Annotated in this window: 20 protein-coding genes; 2 read left to right on the forward strand and 18 right to left on the reverse strand. The window is 68.6% G+C overall.

The window, feature by feature from the left end; translation table 11 throughout:
• From ACSRUE_RS39415 to ACSRUE_RS39480, 14 genes are all read right to left on the reverse strand, one after another.
• Nucleotides 1-786, reverse strand: a complete 786-nt coding sequence (locus ACSRUE_RS39415; protein WP_441288061.1) for an enoyl-CoA hydratase/isomerase family protein — start codon at nucleotides 784-786, stop codon at nucleotides 1-3.
• Entirely contained in the window at nucleotides 783-1730 is a 948-nt protein-coding gene (locus ACSRUE_RS39420) for a 3-keto-5-aminohexanoate cleavage protein (RefSeq protein ID WP_441288062.1), read from the reverse strand. Before ACSRUE_RS39420 ends, ACSRUE_RS39415 begins: the two co-directional genes overlap by 4 nt.
• A 24-nt stretch (nucleotides 1731-1754) precedes the next feature.
• Nucleotides 1755-2243 (reverse strand): MarR family winged helix-turn-helix transcriptional regulator, encoded by a 489-nt coding sequence (locus ACSRUE_RS39425; protein ID WP_441288063.1) that lies wholly within the window; start codon nucleotides 2241-2243, stop codon nucleotides 1755-1757.
• A gap of 50 nt (nucleotides 2244-2293) precedes the next feature.
• A complete protein-coding gene (locus tag ACSRUE_RS39430) occupies nucleotides 2294-3661 on the reverse strand; it encodes an STAS domain-containing protein (protein ID WP_441288064.1) in 1368 nt (455 codons plus the stop codon).
• Nucleotides 3662-3695: 34 nt separating this feature from the next.
• Complete coding sequence (locus tag ACSRUE_RS39435; protein ID WP_012234416.1) at nucleotides 3696-4106, reverse strand: hypothetical protein; 411 nt, start codon at nucleotides 4104-4106, stop codon at nucleotides 3696-3698.
• A gap of 34 nt (nucleotides 4107-4140) precedes the next feature.
• Nucleotides 4141-4632: an ATP-binding protein gene (locus tag ACSRUE_RS39440; protein WP_231864758.1), complete on the reverse strand. Its 492-nt coding sequence runs from the start codon at nucleotides 4630-4632 to the stop codon at nucleotides 4141-4143.
• A complete protein-coding gene (locus ACSRUE_RS39445) occupies nucleotides 4632-5621 on the reverse strand; it encodes a PP2C family protein-serine/threonine phosphatase (RefSeq protein ID WP_044964406.1) in 990 nt (329 codons plus the stop codon). The genes ACSRUE_RS39440 and ACSRUE_RS39445 overlap by 1 nt, the downstream gene beginning before the upstream one ends.
• A 48-nt stretch (nucleotides 5622-5669) precedes the next feature.
• On the reverse strand, nucleotides 5670-6587 hold the full coding sequence (locus ACSRUE_RS39450) for a slr1658 superfamily regulator (RefSeq protein ID WP_012234413.1): 918 nt from the start codon (nucleotides 6585-6587) through the stop codon (nucleotides 5670-5672).
• A 24-nt stretch (nucleotides 6588-6611) separates the two neighbouring features.
• A complete protein-coding gene (locus ACSRUE_RS39455) occupies nucleotides 6612-8996 on the reverse strand; it encodes a PP2C family protein-serine/threonine phosphatase (protein WP_441288065.1) in 2385 nt (794 codons plus the stop codon).
• A gap of 82 nt (nucleotides 8997-9078) precedes the next feature.
• Nucleotides 9079-10242: a methyltransferase domain-containing protein gene (locus ACSRUE_RS39460; RefSeq protein WP_441288066.1), complete on the reverse strand. Its 1164-nt coding sequence runs from the start codon at nucleotides 10240-10242 to the stop codon at nucleotides 9079-9081.
• A 71-nt stretch (nucleotides 10243-10313) separates the two neighbouring features.
• Entirely contained in the window at nucleotides 10314-10871 is a 558-nt protein-coding gene (locus tag ACSRUE_RS39465; protein ID WP_437534412.1) for a hypothetical protein, read from the reverse strand.
• A gap of 962 nt (nucleotides 10872-11833) precedes the next feature.
• Nucleotides 11834-13048: a tetratricopeptide repeat protein gene (locus ACSRUE_RS39470; RefSeq protein WP_441288067.1), complete on the reverse strand. Its 1215-nt coding sequence runs from the start codon at nucleotides 13046-13048 to the stop codon at nucleotides 11834-11836.
• Nucleotides 13045-14607: a SpoVR family protein gene (locus ACSRUE_RS39475; protein WP_441288068.1), complete on the reverse strand. Its 1563-nt coding sequence runs from the start codon at nucleotides 14605-14607 to the stop codon at nucleotides 13045-13047. Before ACSRUE_RS39475 ends, ACSRUE_RS39470 begins: the two co-directional genes overlap by 4 nt.
• A gap of 6 nt (nucleotides 14608-14613) precedes the next feature.
• Nucleotides 14614-15723 (reverse strand): DUF444 family protein, encoded by a 1110-nt coding sequence (locus ACSRUE_RS39480; RefSeq protein WP_437769339.1) that lies wholly within the window; start codon nucleotides 15721-15723, stop codon nucleotides 14614-14616.
• Nucleotides 15724-15921: 198 nt separating this feature from the next.
• On the opposite strand from ACSRUE_RS39480, the gene ACSRUE_RS39485 reads away from it, so the two are divergent.
• A complete protein-coding gene (locus ACSRUE_RS39485) occupies nucleotides 15922-17202 on the forward strand; it encodes a hypothetical protein (protein ID WP_441288069.1) in 1281 nt (426 codons plus the stop codon).
• Nucleotides 17203-17440: 238 nt separating this feature from the next.
• Here the strand turns inward: ACSRUE_RS39485 and ACSRUE_RS39490 are convergent, their stop codons facing one another.
• Nucleotides 17441-18151: a hypothetical protein gene (locus ACSRUE_RS39490; protein WP_437769341.1), complete on the reverse strand. Its 711-nt coding sequence runs from the start codon at nucleotides 18149-18151 to the stop codon at nucleotides 17441-17443.
• A 286-nt stretch (nucleotides 18152-18437) separates the two neighbouring features.
• Here ACSRUE_RS39490 and ACSRUE_RS39495 point away from each other — a divergent pair, with 286 nt between their 5' ends.
• Nucleotides 18438-18596: a hypothetical protein gene (locus ACSRUE_RS39495; protein ID WP_441288070.1), complete on the forward strand. Its 159-nt coding sequence runs from the start codon at nucleotides 18438-18440 to the stop codon at nucleotides 18594-18596.
• Between the two features lie 746 nt (nucleotides 18597-19342).
• Here ACSRUE_RS39495 and ACSRUE_RS39500 read toward each other — a convergent pair.
• The 3 genes from ACSRUE_RS39500 to glnE all read right to left on the reverse strand — a co-directional run bounded on the left by ACSRUE_RS39500 (nucleotide 19343) and on the right by glnE (nucleotide 24937).
• Nucleotides 19343-20740: a carboxypeptidase-like regulatory domain-containing protein gene (locus tag ACSRUE_RS39500; RefSeq protein WP_437769343.1), complete on the reverse strand. Its 1398-nt coding sequence runs from the start codon at nucleotides 20738-20740 to the stop codon at nucleotides 19343-19345.
• A 460-nt stretch (nucleotides 20741-21200) separates the two neighbouring features.
• On the reverse strand, nucleotides 21201-21743 hold the full coding sequence (locus ACSRUE_RS39505; RefSeq protein ID WP_437769344.1) for a hypothetical protein: 543 nt from the start codon (nucleotides 21741-21743) through the stop codon (nucleotides 21201-21203).
• Between the two features lie 47 nt (nucleotides 21744-21790).
• Complete coding sequence (gene glnE / locus ACSRUE_RS39510) at nucleotides 21791-24937, reverse strand: bifunctional [glutamate--ammonia ligase]-adenylyl-L-tyrosine phosphorylase/[glutamate--ammonia-ligase] adenylyltransferase (RefSeq protein ID WP_441288071.1); 3147 nt, start codon at nucleotides 24935-24937, stop codon at nucleotides 21791-21793.
• Nucleotides 24938-25024: the final 87 nt, after the last annotated feature.

Raw genomic sequence — 25024 nt, forward strand, 5'->3', positions numbered from 1 at the left:
CTACTTGCCCGACCAGCGGGGCTTTCGCTTCTCCAGGAAGGCCAGGAGCCCTTCCCGCGCGTCGTCCGTCGCGAGGCAGCCGGCGAGCCGCTCGCGCAGGAGCGGCAGCGCCGACTCGAGATCGAGATCGTCCTGCGCCGCGAACGCCTCGAGGCCGAGGCGCACCGCGATCGGGCTCTTCGAGGCGATGGCGGAGGTCACCTCGTCGACCGCGGCGTCGAGCGCGCCCGGCTCGACCACCTTGTTGAGGAGGCCGCACTGCGCGGCCTCGTCGGCGTCGAGGCGCTGCCCGAGGAGCATCATCTCCAGCAGCTTGCGCCGGCTCACGTGCCGCTGGAGCACCGCCATGATCATCATCGGGAACAGGCCGACGTTGATCTCCGGCGTCCCGAGCTTGGCGCCGCGGGCGCCGATCGCGAAGTGCGACGCCGCGACGAGCCCGAGCCCGCCGCCCAGCGCGTGCCCGTTCACCCGCGCCACGATCGGCTTGCTCGAGTTCGCGAAGGCGAGCAGGAGATCCGCGTAATCGCCCTTCATCTCGGGCGGCGGCGCCCCCTCGGCGCCCGCGATCTGCGCGAAGTCCCCGCCCGCGCAGAACGCGTCGCCCGCGCCGGTCAGGACCACGCAGCGCACCGTCTCGTCCGCCGCGCCCGCCGCGAGGGCGTCGAGGAGCTCGCTCACCATCGCCGGCCCGATCGCGTTCTTGCGCCACGGGTTGTTCAGCGTGAGCCGGAGGACGCCCCCCGCGGAGGACGCCTGGAGGACGGTATACGCGCGCTCCGTCACGAGGCCGCCGCTCCTGCCGCTCCTGCCGCTCCTGCCGCGCCGCCGTCGTGAAGGCCCAGGATCTGCCGGGCTTCCTCGACCGTCGCCGGCCTGCGGCCGACGTCGCGCACCATGCGCACGGCCACCTCGCAGAGCTCACCGTTGCTGCGCGCCATCTCGCCGCTCGGCAGGTAGAAGTGGTCCTCGAGCCCGCACCGCACGTTGCCGCCGAGCACGAGCGCCGCCGCCAGCATCCTCCACTGCCCGTGGCTGATCCCGATCACCTCCCACTCCGAGCCGGGAGGCATGATCCTGGTCTGGAGCTGGAGCGACTCCACGTGCGCGGGGATGCCGCCCAGCACGTTGACGATGAACGAGAACTGGAGCGGTGGTCTGAGCAGCCCCATGTCGACGAGCGGCCAGGTACCCTGCGTGTGCCCCGTATCGAAGCACTCGAGCTCCGGCTTCGTGCCGGCCTCGTTCATTGCGTTGAGGAGCTTGCTGATCTTCGCGTACGTGTTGGGAAACACCATATCGAAATCGAAGGTCTTCCGCGCGCGCGAGTACTTCGAGTAGTTCATGGTGCCCATGTTGAGCGCCGCGATCTCCGGGCGGCTCTCCCGGAGGGTCGCGCACTGCTCGCTCACGTCGTCGAGGAGCGTGCCCGTCGAGAAGTTCAGGATCACCGGGCAGCGCTGGCGCACCTCGTCCTTGATCCGCGCGAACACGGCCGGAGAGAACGTCGGTGATCCGTCGTCGTTGCGCGCGTGGATGTGCACCGCCGCCGCCCCTGCGTCGTAGGCCCGCTTCGCCTCCTCGGCGATCTCGACGGGCGTATAGGGGATGGCGGGGCATTGCTTGCGGCCGGCGAGCACCCCTGACAGCGCGCAGGTCACCACGCAGATATCGGGATCTCGTCCGTTCGGATCCCTCGGTTCCCCGGTGAACGTCGGCTTCTCTCTCATGCCCCCTGCCTCCCTTTCGCGTCCTCAGCGCCGTCGCTCTTCTTCAGTCCGGCCCTGTCCGACCCGCGAAACCACCTGTTTTTGCAGCTTCGTCAGGATCCGGAGCAGATCGCGCAGATCGGTCGAGCTCAAGCTGAGCAGCGCGCTCCGGAAGATCTCCATCGGTTCGACCTGGATCTCGCGGGCGAGCCGCGCCCCCTTCTCGCTGAGCCGGAGGTGGACGACGCGCCGGTCGGCCTTCGAGCGTTCGCGGCGGACGAGCCCCTCTCGCTCCATGCGATCGACGATCCCGGTCACCGTGCTGTTCTGCGCCCGGATGCGCTCCGACAGCGTGGACAGCGAGAGATCCTGGAACGACTCCAGCAGCTTGAGGATGGTGAGCTGTGGCCCCGTGAGGCCGAACCCGCTCGCCATGCCCTTCGTGAGCCTGCGCGACTCCGTGTAGAGATAGATGATCATCTCCACGATGGCGTCGATCTCCGGCCTCTCGGGCGGCGGCAGGGTCGCTGTCACGATGCTTCGTGTACGAAATATTCGCTCCCCGGGGGAGGCGCAACCTGGATCTACCGACGTCCCCGCCGCGTCCCTGTCGCCCGGTCTGCCCGGAGCTCCCGGATGCACCACCGCAGCGCCTCCTGGAGGTCCCGATGCACCTGGACGGACGAGAGCTCGACGCCGAGCGACGAGGCCGTCTGCGCCACCTGCGGCTGGACTCCGGCCACGACCCCTTGCGCGCCGAGCAGCTCGATCGTCTGCAGCATGCCGATGAGGTGCTGCGCCGTCGTGGAGTCGACCTCTTCGACCCCCGTCACGTCGACGATCGCGTAGCGCGACTTCGTCTCGACGATCGTGCGCAGCAGCTTCTCCGTGATCTCTGTCGCCCGGTGACGATCGATGCTGCCGACGAGCGGCAGCACGAGCACGCTGTCCCAGACCTGGATGATCGGCGTCGACAGCGTCTCGATCGCGGACTCCTGCCGCGAGATCACCGCGCGCATCGACTCCTGCTGCTCGACCACCTCGCGCAGCGACTCCTCGGCGCGCATGCGCTCCAGCGTGATCGCGACCATCTCGCCGATGACCTGGAGCAGCGCCCGGACGCTCTTGTCCCACGCGCGGGTGGATCGCACCGCGTCGAGCCCCACGACGCCCACGAGCCGCCCCGCGTACACTGCAGGCATCCGGACGAGCGAGGCGATCCCGAGCTCCGTAAAGGCCCGCCGCTCGCTCGCTGCCTCATCCGGCAGGTCGGCCACGCGCGGCACGTCGCACACCTCGAGGCGGAACAGCCGCTCGACGAGCCACGGATACACGTCCCTGGATACGATTCCCCGCTCCGCGCGCAGCGACGGCACCCCTTCGGCGCACCACTCGTGCGTGTTCAGGAACCTCCGCCCGTCCTCGGCGAGGAGGAACAGGCTCGTCCTGTCGGCGCGCAGCGCCTTGCCGAGCTCCGCGAGCGCGGACTGGAAGCCGCGGTCGACGTCCGCCAGCTTCACGTTGATGAAATGGGCCGAGATCGACGCGACCAGCATCTTCGTCTCGATCCGCTGCATCAGCGCCCGCTCGAGGCGCTTCTGCTTGCCCACGTTGCGCGCCCACCCGTACACGAGCCCCTCGCTCGGCACCGAGAGCATCGACCACGACAGCCAAACGTAGAGGCCGCTCCTGCTCCGGCACCGGTTCTCCAGCCCGAGCGTGCCGGGCCCCTGGCGGAGCCGATCCATCTGCTCCCTGGTCGCGACGACGTCGTCCTGGTGCACGAGATCGAGGAGGCTCCGGCCGACGAGATCCTCGGTCCTGAGGCCGAGCGTCCGCTCCCAGGCGCCGCTCACGCGCAGGAACGATCCATCGCTCCGTAAAACACACAGCGGATCGGGACAGACAGCGAAGAATCGCTCTACGTCCGCTTCGTTCGCAGCTGTGTCCATCGCCGGTCGCCTTACCCAGACCACACCCCCACGCTCAGGTCTCCTTGACGTCCTCGAACGTCGTCCGCGCGGCCACGTGCTCCTCGTTCAGGTTGAGCAGGATGGGCAGCGTCTCGTGCTGCCAGTCATCGTCGAGGATCCGCCGCACGGTCACCCGGCCGGGCACCAGGTTGTAGACGGCATCCACGATATCCATGATGACGTAGAAGCCGTTCGAGTTGCAGAACCGCATCTTCACGAAATCCATCACCGTGGACGTGATCGGGTGCTGCGGGAGGACTCGGGCGAGCTCGTCCAGGTAGCTCGACAGGTACCGGTACGGGTTGTCGATCCGGATAGCGCCCTCGAAGGTCAAGACGAGGCGGTTGTCGTCATCGAGCCGGGCGACCGACTGAAAGACGCTCAGCCCGCCATCCGTGATTTCTCCATAGCTGAGAGCCTTCATACGCGACCTTTCGTGGAAAACATACGCAGCCTTTTCAAGGGAAAGTAGCCTGGACGACGAGGATTCCATCGACGTACTGCGTCGAGAGATGGAACTTGTTCTCGGCGGTCAACCGAATGAGCCCTAGACCGCCCCTGCGTCGATCGTTGCGCCTTTCGCGCACCGTCCTGGCAAAGAGCTCTCTCGGGTCCTCCGCGGCGAAGATCTCGTCGAATACCGCCTTGACGGTCCGGTACTCTTCCGGCGTAACGCGGTTGGATACCTTGATGAGCAGCCGATCCGGATCGATGCTCAGATCGAGCCGCACCTCGCTCTCACGCTCGGTCCCGTGCTGGAGCACGTTGGTGACCAGCTCCGTGACCACCACGTTGACCTTCTGGCAGATCCGTCTGGGATAGAACCTCACCAGAAGCGCGTCCAAAAAGTTCGCAAGCAGGCCGGCCACGTCGCCCGTGATGTGATCGATCGGAGAGATATATATCGATGCACCGACCGACGTCTGCGAATGATTCTTCTCGGGCTTCATCAGGCGCACCTTCGCAGGATGATCAGTGTGATGTCGTCGGCGTCCGCCACCCGGAACCGCGTGTAGTCCTCGATGCACCGGTCGAGGATCACCTGCACCGGTTCCTCGCTGTGCTTGACGACGATTTCGTTGAGACGTTGCACGGAATATATCTCCCCGCTCGCGTCCTGCGCCTCGAACATCCCGTCTGTGTACAAGGCGAGGACGTCATCCTCCTCGAACGGCAGCTCGAACTCATGAAATGGCTTGATGCGCAGACCGATGAAGTTGCTCACCCGGTTGAACGAGCGAGGCGTTCCGCGACGGACCAGGAGCCCGTACCCTCCGCCCGAGACGTAGCGGAGGAATCGGTCAGTAAACATGACGAAGTTCACCGTCGCGTAACGGCGAACCTCCCGGAGGAACGAGTAAGCGCTCCGGTTCACCCAGTCCACGATCGCCCCCGGGCTATCGAGCCGCTTGGTAGCGTGGGCGAACTGCGCCTTCAGAAACGCCATGATGAGCGCCGACGATACTCCGTGACCTGAGATATCGTAAACACCTATCGCGTGACGCTCGCCGGGAAGGTAGAAGAAGTCGTAGTAGTCTCCTCCGACCTGGGCGAGCTGCTTGTGAAAGATGGCCATGTCGAACGACGAGGCGATGGCCCCGCTCGCCTCCGGAAGCAGGGCGCGCTGGACCTGCCGCGCCACCGCGAGGTCGTCGTCGATGGCCCGGTTGTACCCTTCAAGCTCGTTCTCGATGCTGGTCGCGTGTTCCAGGATCGCCTCGTGCACCAGGGAGAGGTCGTCGAAGTCGAGCTTCAACTTGTCGACGTACTCCAGCAGCGCGCTGCAGCGCTCCATGAAATCTGTGAAGTTCCCTTCCTCGCGGAGCAAGGTGTTCCACGCTTGCCGCTCCTTCACGATCGCCCTGATGGCATCCAGATTGCTCTGCTTCTGCAGGAAGCCTCTGGAGTGCATCGAGCTGATGTCCTTGGGTGCAGTCATGGCTCGACCTGGACGCGATTCGGGTTGGACGGAAGAACCCATCCGATCTCAATCACAGAGTATCATCTCGAAGTTCTGATTGAACTTCTTGAGGTTGGGCAGCGACTTCCCCTGCCACGGGATGGACTTCGACCCGCGGACGATGAGCTGGAGCTCACCCTTCTTCCGGGTGGCGATCGCGAACTTGTAGAGGACGTTGATCCCTGAGCTGTTCAGGAAGTTGAGCGCCCTGACGTCGAGTGTGATGGTGGGAGGGTTCGTGGCCAGGACCTTGTCGAGCAGCTCCTCGATGGGGGCGTACTCGGTGGTGCCGCCAAGACGAAGGATGCCTTCCAGGTACACCACCACCTCAGAGGGATCGTACCAAACCCGATAGTTACCACCCTTGATTTCCATTCTCGACCTTTCATTCAAAATAGGAATCCTGGCCATCGTCTTGATGCTGAAGCTGTTGACCGAAATCGGGTCCAGCTTCCAGCCAAGACTGACACCGTAATCATTCATGATGATGAGATACCCGAGCCCCGACCCGGCGTTCTCCGCGTCCTCGGCGTTCGCCTCCGCCTGCCGACGCAGGAGCTCCCCAGGGTCCTCCTGCGTGAGCTCCAGGAGCTTCTCGCGAAGCGAGGGGACGGCGGCGTTCGTGATCTGGTTGCTGACCAGGCACACCAGGTCCTCACGCCCGATACCCACGGTCACGGTGATGTCACCGTGCTGATTGAACTTGACGGCGTTCTCAACCAGTTCGTTCAGAACGTACCCGATGGCGCCTGAGACCTCGTCTCGGCTGATGAGCCTGTCCTCGCCGTCTATCTCCGGAAAGAGCTCGCCGAAGTACTCGGCCATGAAGTTGGCCGTCAGGTTACAAAGGCTCCATCTCACCGCGAACGAGTCGGGGTACAACGTCAGCGACATGTGTTCGCTGAACGAATCGTCTAAAGAGTAGACGCCGATGATTTCGCTCATGGTAATGCCCAGTCTCCCCCTTGCTCATACCCTCTTAATGACAAGTACAGTGATGTCATCATGGATTTTGTTGTAGCCTACGTGCGCCAAGACGTCCTCGATGATAGCGTCCTTGATCTCCCGCGAGGTTCTTTCGTGGTTTCGCGAGATCACCTGACACAGACGGTCGATTCCGTACTGCTCCTCTGCAGAGTCCTCCGCCTCGGTGATGCCGTCGCTGAAGAGCGTCACGACGTCCCCGGTCTCCAGCTTCACCTCGATGCTACCGATGAAATCGCTGATATCCAGGTCGATGCCTATCGGCAACCCGAGCCCCATGGTCTCGACGCGCTCGAGGGTCCCGTCCTTCCGGACGATGATCAGATCCTCGTGCTGGCCGGTGAGCTGCAGCCCGCCGTCGCTGTAGTCGAGCAGGGTCAGAGACAGGTTCTTGTCCGACCGGATGCGCTGGATGTTCTGGTAGATGACCTTGTTGACGATGCTCAGGAACTTCTTCGGATCCCGCTCGTTGGCCGCGAGCAGCGTCCGGACGGCCGTCTGGACCATGAGCATCAGCACGCCGCTCTCCAGCCCGTGGCCGGTGACGTCGCCGATGCCAATCTTGACGAGCCCGTCGCTCCGGAGCACGTCGTAGTAGTCCCCGCCGACCTCGTCGGCAGGGGCCATGTAGCCCGCGATGTCGAGGCCGGGGATCTCCTGGAGCTCGCTCGGCGCGGGGAGCACCATGAGCTGGAGCTGCCGCGCGACGTTGAGCTCGGCGCCGAGCCGGATGTTCTCCTGCGCGAGCTTCGCGTTCAGCTCGCTGATCTCCTCGTTCGCCTTCTCGAGGGCCCTCGTCCGCTCGCCGACGAGCTCTTCGAGGTTGTTCGTGTAGGCCTCGATCTCGCTCGCCATCTCGTTGAACGCGACGCCGAGCTGCCCGATCTCGTCCGCGGAGTTCACGTCGATGCGAACGCCGTAATCGCCCTCGCGCATCCGCGTCGCGCCGGTCGAGAGCGCGACCAGGGCGCCCGTCATCTTGCGGGAGATGAGGTAGACGCCCAGCATGAGCACGAGGAACGAGGCGATCGTGATGAGGACCTGGGTCCCGACGATCACCGTCCTGCTCTTCTCGATGCTCTTCTGCGCGGCGAGCAGCGAGGCGTACATCTCCTTCTTCGGGACGACGAAGCCCATCGTCCACCGCTCCTTGGCGATGCGCGCGTCCGGCCCGGCCCAGCCGTTCACCGGCGCGAGCCGCTGGAGGGCGATGATGTACGTCTCGCCCGATATCACCATCTCCCGGTAGTCGACCTTATCATCGTTCGGGAGGACGATGCCAGACACCCCCGAGTCCTCGCTGTCCTTGAAGAACCGCTGGAGCATGCCGACGCCGGAGTTCTGGCCGGCGCCCGCCTCCGTGCGCAGCCGCAGCGTCTTTGCGCCGAGCTCGTTGACCGCGAAGACGTTCCCGTCCGCCTGCGCCAGGAAGGCGAAGCCCGCGGTGGCCAGCTTGACGTCCTTGATCGACGCGATGAGCTGCGCGAGCGTCAGGTCGAGCCCGACGGATCCCACGAACGTCTTGCGGTCCTTCGCCCAGAGCGGGTGGAACGCCGTCATCACGATGCCGCCGCCCGCCGCGTCGTCGTACGGCGCCGTGACCGTGGTCTGATCCGGGTGCGCGCTCAGCCCGGCGGGGTCCTTCGCCCACTCGTTCCAGCTCTCGGCGATGCCGGGGAAGAAGAACTTGTACCACCCCTGGTCGTTGTGCCCCGGATACAGCCTGTCGAAGGTCGACGCCATGTCCGTGTACGGCGTCAGCCGCACATACGGCTTGTCCTCGGGGCCGATGTAATAGATCTGGAGCTTGTCGGCGCCGTACTTGCCGAACGCGGGCAGGATCAGATCGAGAAACGCCGTCTCGTCGACGGCCCTCTGGACCTCGGGCAGGATCGTCCCGTCCTTCCCCAGGTAGCCCCAGACGCTGACGACGCTCGGCTCGCTCGGATCGTTCTGGTACCAGTTCCCCTTCGGGTTGTACTTCATCTGATCGCGAAAATACGGGAAGTCGGCGGCCGTCCGCAGGAACGGGGCGACGTCCTCCTCGCGATCGATCACGGTCTGCAACACGCCGGCGAGGGTCTGGAGATCCCTGTACGCCTCGCCGAGCCTGAGGTTGACGTGAGTGGCCTTGTCCTCCAGGTGATTGGTGAGGTACTCGCGGTTCGCCGAGTTGAGGCCGGCCTCGATCTCCGCGGCGGCCTCGCTGCTCAGCCGATGGATGCCTTGCCGCCCGACGACGACGTTCCACACGGCGCCGAGCAGGACGCTGACGCCCGTCACGAAGATGATCTTGGTGCTGAACTTCCTGAACCTGAAGAGCAGGCTCTGAGGCCGCTGTTCGCCAGAGTTCCGAGGTTGAATGCTCACGGCTGGCAATCTCCTAACGGCACGGCCCTGGGCCACTCGAGCGGCATCACGACGCGGCGGAGCATGACGACCGGGGCTCCCCTCACATGACCCGCATCGGCTTGCGGCCCGAGCCGGCGTAGATCGGCCACGAGGCGAGGCCGTGCGGGTGCGTGATGGCCGCCATGTGAGCGCGCAGCCCGGTGCTCAGCTCGGCGTGGTAGTCCGGCGGGGCGCCGGCGGTCCGGGCCATGTTGGCGGTCACCGAGATCCAGCACTCGACGACGCGCGCGAAGTCGAAGCAGTCCGTGTTCATGTTGTTGATGTCGATCAGGTTGACGCGGATGTCCTCGAGGCCGGCCTCGCCCATGATCTGCCGCGTCTTTATCCCCGTATCGAGATCCATCCCGATCGACCTGCCGAGCTCGACGAACCGCTTGTAGGTCGCGCGGATGAGGTCCTGCTCCGGATAGCCGTACGCGCACGACAGGAGCTCGTTCGTGATGTAGATCCGGCCGCCCGGCTTGCAGATGCGATAGAGCTCCTGCATGATGCGCTCGGGCTGCGGAAAGACCTGGAGAGACAGACGGCAAGACACGAAGTCGAACGAGTTGTCCGGCAGGAGCAGCGCCGCGGCGTCGCCGTACTGATACTCGACGTTCTCCAGCCCGAGCCGCCTCACGTGGTCCTGCGCGTAGCGGAGCGCGGGCCGGGAGTGATCGACCCCGGTGACGTGCTCTGGCTTGAACTCCTTCTGGAGCAAGATCGCGAAGTCGCCGAAGCCGCACGCGATGTCGGCGATCTTCATCCCCGGGTAGAGGCCGTGGTTCGTCAGCCCCGTCTTCTCGTGCTCCCAGATGATGCGCTCCTGGAGGCGGAGGACGTCGATGAACTCGGCGTCTTCGAGCATCCCCTGGCTCGGGTAGAACGCGACGTCGTAGATCTCGACGGAGACGCTCGAGTAGATCTCCGCGATGACCTGAAACTTGCGGATGGCCCAGGGGATGACGCTGGAGATGATCAGCCGGATCTTGAGGTTGGGGCGAGCCTCGACGGCCCAACGGACAAACCTGTTGATCTCCAGGAATGCCACGTTGTTCATGTACTTGAGCCGCTTGAAGTCCAGGCAGAGCTCGCCGCTCGCGTTCTTGGCCGCGGTCTCCAGCGTGCCGCGGATGGCCCTCATCTGATCGGCACCGAACGGCCGCAGCATGCCCGAGAGCGCAACCTCCTGGTCGGTCTGGTCGACGCGCATGCTGAAGGTCACCTGCGAGCGCCACGAAGGGAGGCCGCTCGCAGACGAGGGCGGTACGGCGGATTCGCGACCGATCGGAGCAGTCATAGTTCTTCTACCTCAGTGAACGGGAACTGAATCGCCAGAAGGAGCCAGTCCCCGCTCGTGGGTTCGGAGATACTGAGCTTCGAGCCGTAGACGACCGCGAGTTCGAGCAGCCCGAGCGCCTGGGCGTCATCATCCGGAACGTCGTGCTCGAGCTGCTCTCGATACCAGGCCATCGGGTCCGGCTGATTGGCCAGCTGGACGGCGTGGTTGTAGAACTTGGCGCTCTGCTCGTTGATCGGGACCTCCGCCTCGACGAGGATGTGGTTCTGCTTCTTGCGGAACCGCATCTTGATCTCGCCGGTGGAGCCGTGATTCCGGTATATCGCCTCCAACAATTCGTTGAAGAACGTCGAGAGCAAGGTCGCGTGGCGCTCGGGGTCATCCTCATTGGCGCTCGCGTACCTCGCGAGGAAATTGGCTAGCTGATGACAGTGGTTCCACCGTTTACTGAAGCCACCGACCGAGAAGTTCGCGGAAATGACCATGCCGTCCGCCGGTAACGCGGGCGGCGGTCGCAAGGTCGGAGCTATGTCGGCCTGCTTGGAAACGGACATCAAAGCCTCGGGGGTTGGTTGACAAGTGAGGCACGAACGAGATTACCCGGGTTCGGGGTGCCCCGTCGAGTGCATCGCGAGGTTTCCAGCGAGCGCCATCCGGGCCTTCACGCGGCAGAAACGTCAGCGATCGCCCGGCCGGTTGCACCAGGCATGCCACCGCGCCGTAGTTTTTCTGTAATACCGCTCGCATTTGTCGAAGATCACTGGTCCCATGACCAGGTGAACCGATGTAGGGCGCCGTCCGCTGGCCGACGGCTCCGTTCGGTCGCTTCGCGCAACTCCGGGTGAAACGGGCTCCGCTTGCCTCAGCACGCGGTGTTCGTAGGTCGCCACGACAGGCAGACATTTTGTCCACAGAACACCCACGCCGGCGACGCCATTTGTAATTCGCTACACATGTGCTCCCCGCTCGCCTCGGCGGGGCGCACAGTCGTTGACCATCAGACCATTTGGAGCAGCAGAAGAGAGGTAATCGAAAGTGCGTCGCTGCTGTCAACCCCTTCCTGCGCGCGGCGGAGGTGCGCTCAGACATCGTGTGGTCCCGCGAGTCGCCGCGGGAGTGCGAGGAGATCCGTGCGCCGACCTACCACGTGGCCCAACGCGCGCCGGAGCCGAGTGCGTCTCTCGGCCGCGGATTCGGTATGCGGCCCTCTCGCGCGGGAGTCGGCGTCTCGAGGCAGCGCCGCGAAGAGTCCGACGCCGGGCGAGCGCTCGGGGCTGGCGCCGGGTGTCGTCAGGCGTCCGGGAGCGCTGTGCAACATCGATGGTCCCGCAGCCCACGTCCTGCTGCTGGGCGCCGCTCGACCGAGCGCCCTCGCCTTCGCCGCGAGCGGCGCGAGCCGCCAAGGGACGCGCGAGGTCGGACATGGCAACGATTGAGCTTGACAAACATCCATGCTGGCTACGTGTATTCACCGTCGCGCAGCGCCGGGGAAGCTCACGCCACCGGCGCCTCGGCATCACCGCCGCGGAGCGCCTCGCCGCTCGATGGCGTCGAGCTCGTCCATCACCGCCTTCACACGCGGATCCGTGGGATCGACGGCGCGTGCCTTCTCGTACGCCGCGCGCGCGTCCTTCAGCTGGCCCGACTGCGCGAGGGCGTTGCCCAGGTTGATCCAGGCGCTCCCGAGCTTGTCGTCGAGCTTGAGCGCCTCGCGGTAGAGCGCGGTCGCCCTCTGCAGGTCGCCGCGGAGGTGGTACGCATACCCGAGGTTCGATCGGTAGGTGGCGCGCGCCGGGTCGCGCGCCACCGCCGCCTCGAGGTGCGGAACGGCGCGCGCGGGATCGTTCGCCGCGAGGAGCGCCGTCCCGAGGTCGTTCTGCAGGCGCGCGTCCGCCGGCGAGAGCCTCGCGGCGCGCTCGTAAGCGCGGATCGCGTCGGCCGTCTTCCCCGCGGCCAGGAGCGCTGTCCCGAGGTTCGCCTGCCGCTCCGCGTCCCCGGGGGCGAGCTCCGCCGCCCGCGTCAGCTCGCGGACAGCGTCTTGCAGGTTGCCGAGCGCGAGGTGCGCGACGCCGAGCGCGGAGTGCGCCTCGGCGTCGCTCGGGGCGAGCTCCGCGGCACGCGTCAGCTCACCGAGCGCCGCGTCGGCCCGGCCGAGGACAAGGAGTGTGCGGCCGAGCTCGAGGTGCGCGAGCGCGTGGTCAGGCTCGAGCGTCACCGCGCGCTTCAGCTCCGGGAGCGCGGCGAGCAGCGTCCTGTCGCCCGGCGCCCCGTTGTAGTCGGTGGACACGCCTGCCCTGGCGATCGCCGCGCGCTGGGCGCCGACGATCGCCGCCGCGTCCTTCTTGTCGAGCTGCGCGGCCGCGCGATAGGCCCTCTCGGCAGCGGCGAAATCGCCGCTCGCGTAGGCGGCGTCGCCCTCTTCGAGCTTCCTGTCCGCGGGCGTGCCGGTGCCGCGCGCGACGCGCGGAGGAGGGCTCGCCGCCGCCGCCTCGCTCGTGGAAGGCGCGTCGAGCGGGACGCCCGAGCCGACCGGCGGAGCCGCGCCCGGGGCCGCGCCGCTCCCCGGAGGCGGCGCGGGCGCCGCGTTCGCCGTCGGCTCGATCCGGGCAGTCGGCGCAGGGGCCTCCGCCGGTGGTCGCGGCGCCGGCGAGCGCGACGCCGGCGCCGCCGGGGCGCAGCCGGCGAGCGCGAGCAGGACGCCGAGCCGGCGGATCGCTCCGCAGGCGCTCACAGCTTGTACGGGGTCATCGCGTGCTCCTTGCCGTCATACCGGAGGAGCACAGGCTTGTTATCCATCTTCGTCGCCACGCCGACCGGCCGCTTCCAGCACCGGACGAGCGCCACGAGCGTCTCGCGCGCGTAGTCGGCGCGGAGGTCGAAGCCGCCGTGCACGTGCTCGAGCAGGAGCTCTCCGCGGTTGCCGTAGTTGGCGTCGACGACACGGATGTACGGATCGCCGAAGTTCGTCAGCTGGAAGAGGAGCTTCTCCTTCACCTCCTTGAACTCGCGGCTCTCGATCTCGAACCTGTCGTTCCGCCCCGAGAAGCCGAACGTGTACATCTTCTGCTCGATCACGAACTCCGGCGTCAGGAACTCGTCGATGAAGGTCACGTCGTTGTAGAGCGCGCGCACCTGGAAGATCTTCTCGCGGCCGAGGCCGAGCCGCATGTCCCACGTGCGCTTCGCGTCGAGGTCCGCGCACTCCTCCCACTCGCGGCCGAAGCGGCCCTTGTTCCATCGCTCCTCGATGTAGCGATAGAGCTCCACGCCGACCTTGTAGGGGTTGAAGCGCCCCGGCGCCGTCGCCATGACACCGGCGTTGTTCTCGGCGTAGTCGATGATCTCCGACGCATCGAGGACCTTCTCGGTCATCATCTTCGAGTGCCAGTACGAGGCCCACCCCTCGTTCATGATCTTCGTCTGGCGCTGCGGGACGAAGTAGTAGGTCTCCTCGCGGATGATCTCGAGCACGTCGCGCTCCCACCGATCGAGCGGCGCGTGGTCGAGCAGGAACTTGAGCACGTCGCGCTCCGGGCGCTCCGGCACCTTGCGCTCCGGCTTCTTCTGGTCCTGCCGCTTCTTCCGCTGCGCCGCGAGGATCTCCTCCGGGTTGATGAAGGAGTCCATGTACTCCTTGGCCCGGAGCTTGTAGGTGTCCATCGGCTCCTCCGTGGGCTCCTCGTCCTCCTTGGCCACAGGACGGCCGGTGAAGGGGGCCCACGGGTCGATCAGGTTCTCGAGCGAGAGGCAGTGGTCGACGAACGCCTCGACCTTGTTGATGCCGTAGCGCTCGATGTGGCGCGACACGCGCGCGCCGTGGTTCGCCATCTTGTCGATCCACTTGCGGTCCGGATCGTAGGCATCGCTCTTCCGCACCGGGTCGAGGATCGGGCCGCGATGGTCGAGATCGGTGGACCGGAAGCAGAAGTTGTTCTTGAAGAAGTCGACGTGCGCGTACACGTGCGCCATGACGAGCTTCTGGTCGGTGAGCGAGTTGCCCTCGAGGAGGTAGGCGTACGAAGGGTTGTTGTTGATGACCATCTCGTAGATCTTCGAGAGGCCATACTCGTAGCTCTTCGAGAGCTGCTCGTACTCCATGCCGAACCGCCAGTGCGGGTAGCGGCTCGGGAAGCCGCCGTACGCGGCGATCTCGTTCATCTGATCGTACGTCAGCATCTCGAAGATGACGGGGAAGAAGTCGAGCCCGTAGTCCCGGGCGATCTTCTCGATGCGCTCCTTCTCGGTGCGCAGGTAGCGGGGAAGCGCGGTGTTCAGGGCGAACTTGCTCATACCGCTCTACTTCCCCTTCCCCAGGAAATCCTTGATGCTGCCCACGATGGCGTCCTTGTCCCTGATCTCGCTCACCACCACCCGATCGTCGTGCGAGAAGTGTTCTTTCAGATCCTTGATGAACTGGCCCGAGCCGTACGGGCTCTCGACCTGCCCGTAGGCGAACATGTTGACCCGCGGCAGGATCTGGGTCTTGAGCACGTCCACGCAGGAGAGCGTGTCGTCCATCGACCAGTTGTCGCCGTCGGAGAAGTGGAACGGATAGATGTTCCACTCGTCCGGCGGGTAGTCGTTGTCGATGATCTGCGAGCACAGCTTGTAGGCGCTCGAGATCATCGTGCCGCCGGACTCGCGCGTGTGGAAGAACGTGTCCCGGTCGACCTCGCGGGCGATCGCGTCGTGGATGATGAAGCGCGACTCGAGGCCCTTGTACTGGCGGGTCAGCCACGCATCGATCCAGAACGACTCGATGCGCACGATCTCCTTCTGCTCGTCGCCCATCGACCCGGAGACGTCCATCATGTAGATGATGACCGCGTTCGCGACGGGCTCGGTGATCGTCTTCCACGAGCGGTACCGCTTGTCGTCCGGGACGGGGACGACGACGGGCGCCGACGGGCGGAACGTCCCGCTCGAGATCATCCGCTTCAGCGCCTCGCGGTACGTCCGCTTGAAGTGGCGCAGCGACTCGGGGCCCACCCTGCGGATGCCGGAGTAGCGATCGTGGGCGTTCGAGATCTTGCTCTTGCCCTTGTCCTGGATGTCGGGCAGCTCGAGCTCCTCGCCGAGGATGCCGGCGAGCTCCTCGAGCGTGACGTCGACCTCGAGGAGGTGGTCCCCCTCGCCGCTGCCCGCCTGCCCCTGGCCGGGCTGCTTGTCGTCCGAGCCCCCCACGGGATCGCCGGGGTTGCCGTCGCCCTGCCCCACACCGCCGCGTTGCTTGTCGCCGAAGCGGAAGCGCGGGATGTCGATCTGAGGGATGGGAATCGAGACGAGGTCCTTCCCCTTTCGTCCGATGAGCTCGCCCTGCGAGATGTACTTGCGCAGGTTCTCGCGGATGCGGCCGCGAACGATCTGACGGAAGCGCCCGTGATCCTGGTCGATCTTCAACGACACGCTCGCGAGTGTAGCATCGGAAGCCGCCTCGGGTCCGCACGTTCGGCGGGCCGCCGAGGTCTCCCGCCCCGGCGGCGCCGCTTCCCCGCTTCCGTTCGACGTCTCCATCCCCGACTTCCCCACTTCCCCACTTCCCCGCCGTTGCCCCACCGCCACGCCCGCCCGTCGTGAACTGGCCCCCGTGTTAGCCTCGTCGCCGTGCTGTTTCGAGCGCGCCCCCTCCGCGTGTTCCTCGTGCTCGTGGTCCTCGCGGCGCAGGCCCTCGGGTGCGGCTCGCGAGAGCAGCTCGTCGGGCTGCCCGATCTCGCGGGCGCAGGGGGCGCCCCCGACGCGCCGCCCCCGGCCCCGCCGGTGTGCCGGGAGGACGGGCTCCCCTGCCAGGGCGCGGCGGACTGCTGCAGCGCCGTGTGCGCGCAGGGGATCTGCGGCGGCGACAGCTGCGCGCGGGACGGCGCGCCGTGCGCCGCCCCGGGCGACTGCTGCGCCGGCCTGTGCACCGGCGGGCTCTGCCGGCAGGGCTGCTCGGCCGACGGGGCGCCGTGCCAGAGCGCGGCGGAGTGCTGCGCCGGGGTCTGCATGGGCGGGGCCTGCGGGCGGGGCTGCTTCCGGGACGGGAGCGCGTGCGGGTCCGCGGGACAGTGCTGCTCGCTGAGCTGCGTGGAGGGCGCGTGCCGCGCGCCGTGCATCCAGAACGGCGCGCGCTGCAGCGCGGGCGACGCGTGCTGCAGCGGCGCCTGCATCGCGGGCGTCTGCGCCGAGGCGTGCGCGCCCGACGGCTCCGCGTGCGACCAGAGCGCGGACTGCTGCACCGGGCGCTGCAACGCGGGCATCTGCGGCGGGTGCAGCTCGGACGGGGTCGCGTGCGGCTCGGCCGATGCGTGCTGCTCCGGCGTCTGCGCGCAGGGCGTGTGCGGGGGCGCGGCGTGCTCGCACGCGCCCTGCGCGATCGGCGCGCCGCTCGCCGCGGACTGCGGCGGGTGCGCGGCGGAGCTCTGCCGGTTCGACCCGTTCTGCTGCACCACCAGCTGGGACGAGATCTGCGTCGGCGAGGTCCCCTGGCTCTGCGGGCTGGTCTGCGTCGAGTGCGCCGCAGACGGCAGCCGCTGCGCGTCCGGCGAGGCGTGCTGCAGCGGCGCGTGCGAGGACGGCGTCTGCCGGCCCCCGTGCGCGCGCGACGGCCAGCCGTGCGCGGACCCCGGCGAGTGCTGCAACGGCAGCTGCCAGAACGGCCTCTGCGGCGGCCCCGCTTGCCCATCGGACGGGACGGGCTGCGGAGGATGCGTGGCCGAGCGCTGCTGCGCGCAGCTGAGCCAGTGCCTGCTCAGCCCCACCTGCGCGGACGACGTCGCGTGCTTCTTCGGCTGCCTCGACGAGGGGAGCGGCCCCGCCGTCTGCGGGTTCCAGTGCATCCACAGCGCGGAGACGTTGCAGCTGCTGCGCTGCGTGGGCAGGAGTTGCGGCGGCGGCGCCTGCTTCTGACGCGCGGCGCGGGCGCGACGGCGGCGCGAGGGGCGCGGGTCTCGCGCGGGCGTGGGGCTCGCCGCGCCAACGGCTCCGCCGCGCGGGTCTGGAGGGCGGATTGCCGAGCGCCTGACGCGCAATAGGCGCTTCCGCCGGGGTTGGCTACAGCGGATCCTGATTTCGATTCCGGTGCTTCCCGCCGACTTTCCGACCGGGAAAGAGGGAAGGCTGTGGCACCATGAGTCCACGAGCGAGCTCATGTCGAGAGAGCTCGGGGGGAGGGCTCAATGCCGAGAGGCGAGACATCGAAGGATACGTCCAAGCAGAGGAAGCGGGTCCAGAGCGGCGAGCGCGAGCAAGCTGCGCCCGCGAACTCCCGGGGCGAGGCGGGTCGGAAGGCTCCGCGCAGGCGGACGAAGTCCGCTGCCGGCGCACGGATGGCCGCTGCGTCGACCCGGCGGGTGACGCGGGCGAAGAAGGGAGCGAGCAAGGCAGGAGCGAGCGCCGCGGCGCGGCCGGGCACGGCGCGGAGCACCGCGGCGGCGGAGAAGAAGAAGACCAGCAGCGCGCCGAGGAAGGCGACCGCCGGACAGACGAGCCGGCAGCAGAGCGGCGCGGCCAAGAGGGCGGCCACGACGAGGAAGCGGACCACCACCGGTAACGCGGCGGGGCGCGGCCGGAGCGCGGCGGGCGCGACGCCGGCCGGCGGGCGCAAGACGACGCGCGCGGCGGGCGCGACGCCGGCCGGCGGGCGCAAGACGACGCGCGCGGCGGGCGCGAAGCGCGCGGCCCCGCAGCGCGCAGCGGCGATGAGGAAGCCGTCGGCCAGCGCCCGCGTCGGGCGCGGAGCCGCGCGGCGAACGAAGGCGGCGCAGCCGGGCGCGCAGAGGGCGGGGCAGAAGCGCGCGACCGCCGGCAAGCGGTCGGCGGCCAGCTGAGCTGCAGCGTCGGGCGCGCCGCTCGCCACGGGGCGCCCAGCCGCATCTTTCCCATCCCATCCCATCCCATCCCAAGCATCCCAAGAGGACGCCGGCAGATGCTCGGCCGTCGAGCCTCCGCGCGAGGCCCCCACCTCCGGGCGCAGCGGCACGCCAGCCACCTTCGCGGCCAACGGGAGAGGTGGGCACGCGCCCGCTCCGCCGCGCCGGCGACGAATGCTCCCGGAGCGCGGCGTCGTGCGCGGCAGAGCGGCTGACGCGCACGACGCCGCGCCCGGGCGTGATCAGGGCGGTGACGGCAAGGGCTCGCCGACCATGAGCACCACCCAGGTGGCGGCCAGAAAGGGATACGGCGCCCCGCCGAGGCCTGGCATCGTCGACCGCGCGCGCCGCGCGCAGAGCGGGCAGCCCGCGCCGCCGCGCCGGCTGAACGTATGCCGGCGCGAGGACGGCGGCGGCGCAGGACAGATCTGAACTTCATCGCCCTCCATCACCCCGCGCATCCCCCCCATCTCGCCCTGCAGCGGAAGCGCCTCCGTGCGCCCGGTCTCCTGCGACGCCCCGCGCAACCGCGGAGCACGACCGCCATCGCGAAGCCAACGCTCGATGGCCCGACATGCAGCCGCTGGCTTAGGGCGATGCTGGACCATCGTAGGAATGTTCCTTCTGCCGAGCCGAAGACCAGCGACCCAGGCTCCGGATGTGACCCCGCACTGCGGGCGAGATTCATCCTAGCAGGATCCCCGGACCATGCATGGATGACATTCCGTATCTGCGTAGTGCTTCCCACCGCGACAGCCTCTTGTCTCGGCTGTCGTCATGATTGTCGCCTTCGTACGCCTCCGTCTGCTCAATCGATATCTCCGAGACGCACGCGCAGCGCAGCGCGGCGAATGGCTGCGCAGCGCGGCAGCGCGTCCCGCCGCCGGCGCGCGCGATGGAGCGCAGACGCCCCCCGGCTCGCGGTCTCCCGCGGTCAGGCGAGGCGGATAGCGACAGGACACCCCGGAGAGGCACGAAGGCGAACCCCGATGGCGCGCGGCGCCCGCCGGATCGAGCGGAGACGACGCTCTCCGCCCATCATCAAGGATCGTTTGCGGGGCAGCTCGGGATGGTGACGACGTAGCTCAGGAGAATACCGACATGCGTCCTTCGGCGCCGGCGAGGCCCGGGGGCCGGCGCGCGGGCGCCGGCGGCGCGGTGGACGCCAGGGAGGCAGGTCACTGCGGGATGGGGATCGGCGGCGGCTCGTCGTCGGGAACGATGCAGGACGACAGGTCGAACAGCATGAAGAGCAGCGCCTTCTCCTGAGCGCTCAGCTCCTCCGTGGAGCACCCCTCCGGGAAGGGCGGGCCCGTGAGGTCCGCCGCAGAGACATGGATGTCCGTGAAGACGAGACGCCCGCACTGCTGATCTTCCGGGACGTCGACGGGCGTGTTGAATGTGAAGTACTGGACCCCGGCGGGCTCGGGCTCGTTGTAATAGATCCACCGGGTCGAGATGTCCTCGGTCACGTCGCTCACCGTATGCTGCGCGCCGTTGATCACGATCTCGCCGGGCACGTCCGACGCGCCGACATTGACGAGCCACTCCGCGAGGGCTTGCCCCTTCGGGAGCGTGGTGTCCACGAGCGCCGTGAGAGGGCTCTCCGGGTCCGTGACGTCGTTGTCCCAGACCGCCGTGTCCGGGAACGGCGCCGGCCCCTTCTTCAGCCAGACGTTGTGCCAGTGGGACGCGAACACGCGCCCGCCGAGCGAGGTATAGTCCAACATGGCCTGGCGCGCGGGGCCGGGTTTGTCCTCCTGGTGCGGATCGCCCTCGCAGGCGAGGATCACCATGTCGTACTGGCGCAGGGCCTCGACGGTCCCCCAGAGGCTCGTGGCCGAGGTGAACTCCACGCCTTGATTCAGGCCATCCGCATAGCGCGTCGTCACCTCGTGATCGACGTCCCCGCGGCCGGCGAACAGGTTGATCCGCCCGGTCCCGGTCTCCGGCGTGAACTCGCTCTCATCGATCCCGAGTTTGTGCAGCAAGCACTCGAGCGGATCAGCGCCGCCCGTCGTGAGCGCGATTTTCGGGATGTGCCCCTCCGATTGGTTGCGCGGCAACCGGATGATCCCGGCGTCCGTCGCGGTGTCCTCGCATCGCTCGACCACGGGGAGCGTCATCTCGCGGCGCCATTTGCCCACCTGGACGACCAGCGGGATGTTCTCGCCGACCGGCACGTCCTCCAGGACGAACTTTCCTTCCGTATCGGTCAGCGCCGTCACGAGGGGTGAGCCGGAGAGCGTCGCGCTGCACTGATCGCAGGTCGCGCCGTCGGGGATGGGATCGAGCGGCGCATTCGGGACGTAGACGATCACGTTGTAGAGCGGCAGTTTGCCGGAGGGGTCGTACACGGTGCCGCTCACCGTCGTCTTCGCCCCGTTCTCGCACTCGACCTGCTGGCATTCGAGGCCCTCGCAGTCGCCTTCGCCTTGGCCTCCGACGCCGCCCCCGCTGGCGATCGCCGGGAAGCCGCCGAAGCCACCGCCAATTCCACTCCCACCGCCAGGCCCCGCGCCGCCGGATGCGATCGGCGCCGTGCCCCCGGTATCTCCGCAGGAGCAGCCAGCCATGACGCCCGGTGCTACAGCGATCGCAGCCATCAAGACTCCCGCCTTGCCCGACCAAGTCACCATTTCGAGCCTCCCGGCGACGCGAGCAAAGGTGCTCTGCTGCCGCCCAGTCTCTATCGTATGCCAGACCGTAGAAATCGGGAAGTATGTCCAGCAAAGAGCAGGAATGGAGCGATGGGTTATTAGGGCGAGCCCTGATACCTCTGACTACCGCATCCGCGAAGGACATGCGTGTCGCGCGGTCGGACGGCCCGGACAGCGGATCTCCGTGCGTCCGACATGGTGCGTGACGCAATGACAAGAAGGATTGACGGATCGATGATTCGTGACGAGCGCGTTGCTCTCTGAAGCCGCACGCCGCACGCCGCGCTCCGCTCAATCGCGCCGCGAGCGAGGTCCCGCGACGAGCGCCGCTCGCGCCTCCGGCTCGCCTGAGCCCGCTTCGGGCCGGTCCGGCGGATTATTGCGGATCGACGCGGGTCAGCCCGAACCAGAGCACGGCGTGCCACCGCTCGTGCCACTTCAGCAGCATCGGCCCGATCGCGAGCCCGGCCTCCACGGTCCGCAGCTCGTCCTTGACCGCGCTCACCGGCCAGGGATTGCCGAACGCCTTCTCGCCATACGTCAGCGCGAGCGTCGGCTTGCCGTCGAGCTCCGAAGGGATCAGCTGCGCCTTGAAGCGACAGATCCGGCTCCCGAAGACCACGTTCCTGCCGGAGTTGCCGCCATGGTCGAACTCGTTCCCTTTCCAGGGCATCCAGCGCGACGCGAGCGCCGTGATCAGCGGGCGCGTCGCCAGGTGGATCTCGGCCGTCGGCTGCAGGGCGAGCAGGCGCCCTCGCGGCAGATCGCCGAGCTCCGCCGGATCCGCCGGCTTCCCTGCCTCGTAGAACTGCCTCAGCGTACCCGGGTGCGCGCCGACGAGGCTATCGAGGGAGGTCGTCCCCGTGACATGACGGTGCCCGACGGACGGGCGTGCGCTCTGCTCGCTCTGGATGGTCATCGGAGCGCTGGCATTCCACCGCGTCCGACAAGGGTCAACGGCAACCGTCAGCGCTCGTCTTCGCCCGGTTCCCTCGGTTCCCTCGATTCCCCCGCGGTCGCCTCTCGCGCCTCGGTCGCTGCGCCGCCCGCGACGATGGCCTCGTACGCCCGGCGTACGCGCTCGGTGATCGCGCCGTAGCGCGCGAGCAGCTCGCGCGCGGCCTCGGCCGCGGTGCGGCCCCGGATGCCCGTCCGGCGCGCGAGGGTCGGGACCCCGGGCGCGTCCTCCTCGAGGAGCTGCGACGCGTCCGCGTGCACGATGCGGATCCGCTGCTCCAGCTTGCGCAGGAACGCGTGGCCGTCCCGGAACGTCTCGGCGTGCGCGGCCGAGAGGTGCCCGGCCGCGGCGAGCGCGTCGATCGCCGCGAGCGTCTCGGTGGTCCTGACGCGCGGATCGGCGCCGTGCCGGATCTGCAGGAGCTGCACCGCGAACTCGATGTCCGCGAGGCCGCCCCGCCCGAGCTTGAAGTCGCGGCGGCCGCGGCGCTCGTGCGAGAGCTCGCGCTCCATGCGCAGCCGGAGCCGGTGGATCTCGTCGGCGATCCGATCGAAGTCGTCCGCTTGGAGGTACGCGGCCTCGTGCGCGATGGCGATCGCCTCCGCCCCGAGCTCGGGATCGCCGGCCGACGCGCGCGCCCGGATCAGCGCGAGCCGCTCCCAGATCGCCGCGCGCATGTGCCGCGCGCCGGGCGACGACTCCGGCTCCGCGGGCGCCGGGGCAGCCGCGTCGGCGCGGCGGATGCCGTGGTAGCGAGCGAACGAGTCGGCGGACGTGACGAGCAGCCCCTGGCTGCCCGACGGGCGCAGGCGCGTGTCGAGCTCGTAGCCTGAGCCCGCCGCGTGCGACATGGAGATGAGCCGGATGATCTGCCGCGCGCGCCGCGCGTAGTACGTGCCGGGGTCGGACGCGGCCCCCTGCTCGCCGGGCGGCGCGCACGCCGGGTCGAACAGGAAGAAGACGTCCAGATCCGAGCCGTAGCCGATCTCGCGTCCGCCGAGCTTGCCCATCGCGATCACGGCGAGCCCTCGCACGGGCTCGCCCGGCGGCGTCCCCAGCGCGAAGCGCGTCGCGGCCTCGAGCGACGCGTCGGCCAGATCCGAGAGCGCGAGCGTCGCCTCGCGCGTGCCGACCTCGCCGCTCAGGTCGGCGAGGCCGACCTCGATGGTGACGCGCGCCTTGGCGCGCCGGAGCGCCCCGATGAGCGCCTCCTCCGGATCCTCGTCCGGCGACGCCTCGCTGAGGCTGGCCTCGATCGTGTGTCGGATCAGCTCGGCGCTCGGCGCGCCGCGCGCGAACAGGACGGCGTCGACGAGCTCGGGGTACCTCACCATGGCGTCGCCGATGAACGCGCTCGATCCGAGCGCCTCGACGAGCCTGCGGAGCGCGCGCGGCTCGTCGCCGAGCATGCGCGCGTAGACGGAGGAGTGCCTGATGCGGGAGAAGCACAGCCGGAGAAAGCGCGCGGCCTGCTCCGGATCGGCGGCGTCGACCACCGCGGCGAGCAGCGTCTCCGCGAGGGAGGAGGACCCCTCGCGGCTGCGCGCCCCGAGAAGGCCGTCCGGGTGGCGGGACAGCTCGAAGAGATCGTCGGCGACGTCGCGGAAGCGCGCCGCCAGCGAGGCGTGCGGCTCCGGCGGCGCGGCGAGCTCGGGCGCGGCGCCGCCGGCGGCGGCCGCCGGCTCGCCGCCGAGGACGAGCACGGCGTGCTTCGCCAGCGCCTCGGCGAACGCGTCGCGATCGCCGTGGTCGAGGGCGGCCATCGCGTCGATCCACCGCGACGGCCGGGCGCTCCCCTTCGGCAGGAGCGACAGGAGCCGGGCCTTGATGCGCCCCCGGCGCTGCGCGGTGTCGGCCAGGAACGCCGCGGCGTCCTCGAAGCGCAGCGTCCGCGCGAGGCGCGCGATCTCCGCCTCGCTGTCGGGGAGGAGGTGCGTCTGCACGCCGGTCGCGGACTGCACCGCGTGCTCCGCGCGCCGGAGCGCGAGGTAGCCCTCCACGAGCTCCCGCCCCTCCCGGTCGGTCACGTACCCGAGGGTGCGCAGGCGCCGCAGGCCGTCGAGCATGCCCTGCGCGCGCGCGCGGGGCTCGCGCCCGCCCCAGATGAGCTGCAGGGCTTGCACGAAGAACTCCGCCTCGCGGATCCCTCCCGGGCCGAGCTTCAGGTCGCGCGACGCGTCGTGCGGGAGCTCCGCGCGAGCGCGATCGACGAGCTCGATCATGTCGACGGCGAGGTGCGGGTCGACCTGGCGCCGCCACACGAACGGGCCGAGCACCCCGAGCGCCTCGGCGCCGAAGTCGAGATCGCCGGCGATCTCGCGGGCGCGGAGCAGCGCGGCGCGCTCCCAGAGGCGGCCGAACGACTCGTAGTAGCGCTCGGCTGCGGCCAGGGAGTTGACGAGCGGGCCGCTCCGGCCCTCGGGGCGGAGCCGGAGATCCACGCGCCAGACGAAGCCGTCCTCCGTGACCTCCTCGAGCGTCGACGTGAGGCGGCGCGCGACGCGGGCCCAGAAGTCGTGCAGGGTGACCGAGACGGCGCGGTCGCCGGGCAGGCCCACGTGCCCGTCGTCCGTGTCGTAGAGGTAGATCAGATCCACGTCGGAGCCCGCGTTGAGCTCGTCGCCGCCGAGCTTCCCCATCCCGAGCACGACGAACTTCGAGCGCGCGCCCGTCGCGGTGCGCGGCTCGCCGAACCGCGCGGTCACGGCGGAGACGGCCTCGGCGAGCGCGACCTCGATCGTGGCCTCGGCGAGCGCGGTGAGCTCGCGCGCGGTGACGTCGATGTCCGCGCCGCCCGCCGACGGCGGGAGCAGCTCGCGCAGCGCGACGCGGATCCGCTCCTCGCGCGCCACGCGCCGGAGCTCCCGCCGGACGCGGTCCGTGTCCGAGACGTCGCCGACGCGGCTCCGGATCCGCGCCAGGTACGTGGCGCGATCGCGCGCCGTCTGGTGGCCCTCCGCCGCGAGCCGCTCCACGATGTCCGGATTCGCCTCGATGATCGCGCCGATCGCGGGGTAGGCGGCCGTCAGGAGCGCCGCGATGGCGAAGGCCATCGTCCCGGGACGAAGCCGGGACGACAGCCGCTCCGCGCGATCCTTCACGCGTTGCTCATCGATCGCGCTCGCGATCTCCAGGAGCCTCGAGACCTGTTGCATGGCGGGAGGCTAGCAAGACCGTGGGGGCGTGAACGGCGGTTCCGCAGGGCCCGACCGCCGGTTTATCGCCACCTTGCCCCACCTCGC

This window comes from Sorangium sp. KYC3313 (assembly GCF_052075895.1).
Taxonomy (GTDB): Bacteria; Myxococcota_A; Polyangia; order Polyangiales; family Polyangiaceae; genus Sorangium; species Sorangium cellulosum_B.

Excerpts from the sequence above, each read along its gene's own strand:
- ACSRUE_RS39420 (WP_441288062.1), bottom strand. The coding sequence starts at position 1,730 with ATGAGAGAGAAGCCGACGTTCACCGGGGAACCGAGGGATCCGAACGGA.
- ACSRUE_RS39430 (WP_441288064.1), bottom strand. The coding sequence starts at position 3,661 with ATGGACACAGCTGCGAACGAAGCGGACGTAGAGCGATTCTTCGCTGTC.
- ACSRUE_RS39435 (WP_012234416.1), bottom strand. The coding sequence starts at position 4,106 with ATGAAGGCTCTCAGCTATGGAGAAATCACGGATGGCGGGCTGAGCGTC.
- ACSRUE_RS39440 (WP_231864758.1), bottom strand. The coding sequence starts at position 4,632 with ATGAAGCCCGAGAAGAATCATTCGCAGACGTCGGTCGGTGCATCGATA.
- ACSRUE_RS39445 (WP_044964406.1), bottom strand. The coding sequence starts at position 5,621 with ATGACTGCACCCAAGGACATCAGCTCGATGCACTCCAGAGGCTTCCTG.
- ACSRUE_RS39450 (WP_012234413.1), bottom strand. The coding sequence starts at position 6,587 with ATGAGCGAAATCATCGGCGTCTACTCTTTAGACGATTCGTTCAGCGAA.
- ACSRUE_RS39465 (WP_437534412.1), bottom strand. The coding sequence starts at position 10,871 with ATGTCCGTTTCCAAGCAGGCCGACATAGCTCCGACCTTGCGACCGCCG.
- ACSRUE_RS39475 (WP_441288068.1), bottom strand. The coding sequence starts at position 14,607 with ATGAGCAAGTTCGCCCTGAACACCGCGCTTCCCCGCTACCTGCGCACC.
- ACSRUE_RS39495 (WP_441288070.1), top strand. The coding sequence starts at position 18,438 with ATGAGCACCACCCAGGTGGCGGCCAGAAAGGGATACGGCGCCCCGCCG.
- ACSRUE_RS39500 (WP_437769343.1), bottom strand. The coding sequence starts at position 20,740 with ATGGCTGGCTGCTCCTGCGGAGATACCGGGGGCACGGCGCCGATCGCA.
- ACSRUE_RS39505 (WP_437769344.1), bottom strand. The coding sequence starts at position 21,743 with ATGACCATCCAGAGCGAGCAGAGCGCACGCCCGTCCGTCGGGCACCGT.
- glnE (WP_441288071.1), bottom strand. The coding sequence starts at position 24,937 with ATGCAACAGGTCTCGAGGCTCCTGGAGATCGCGAGCGCGATCGATGAG.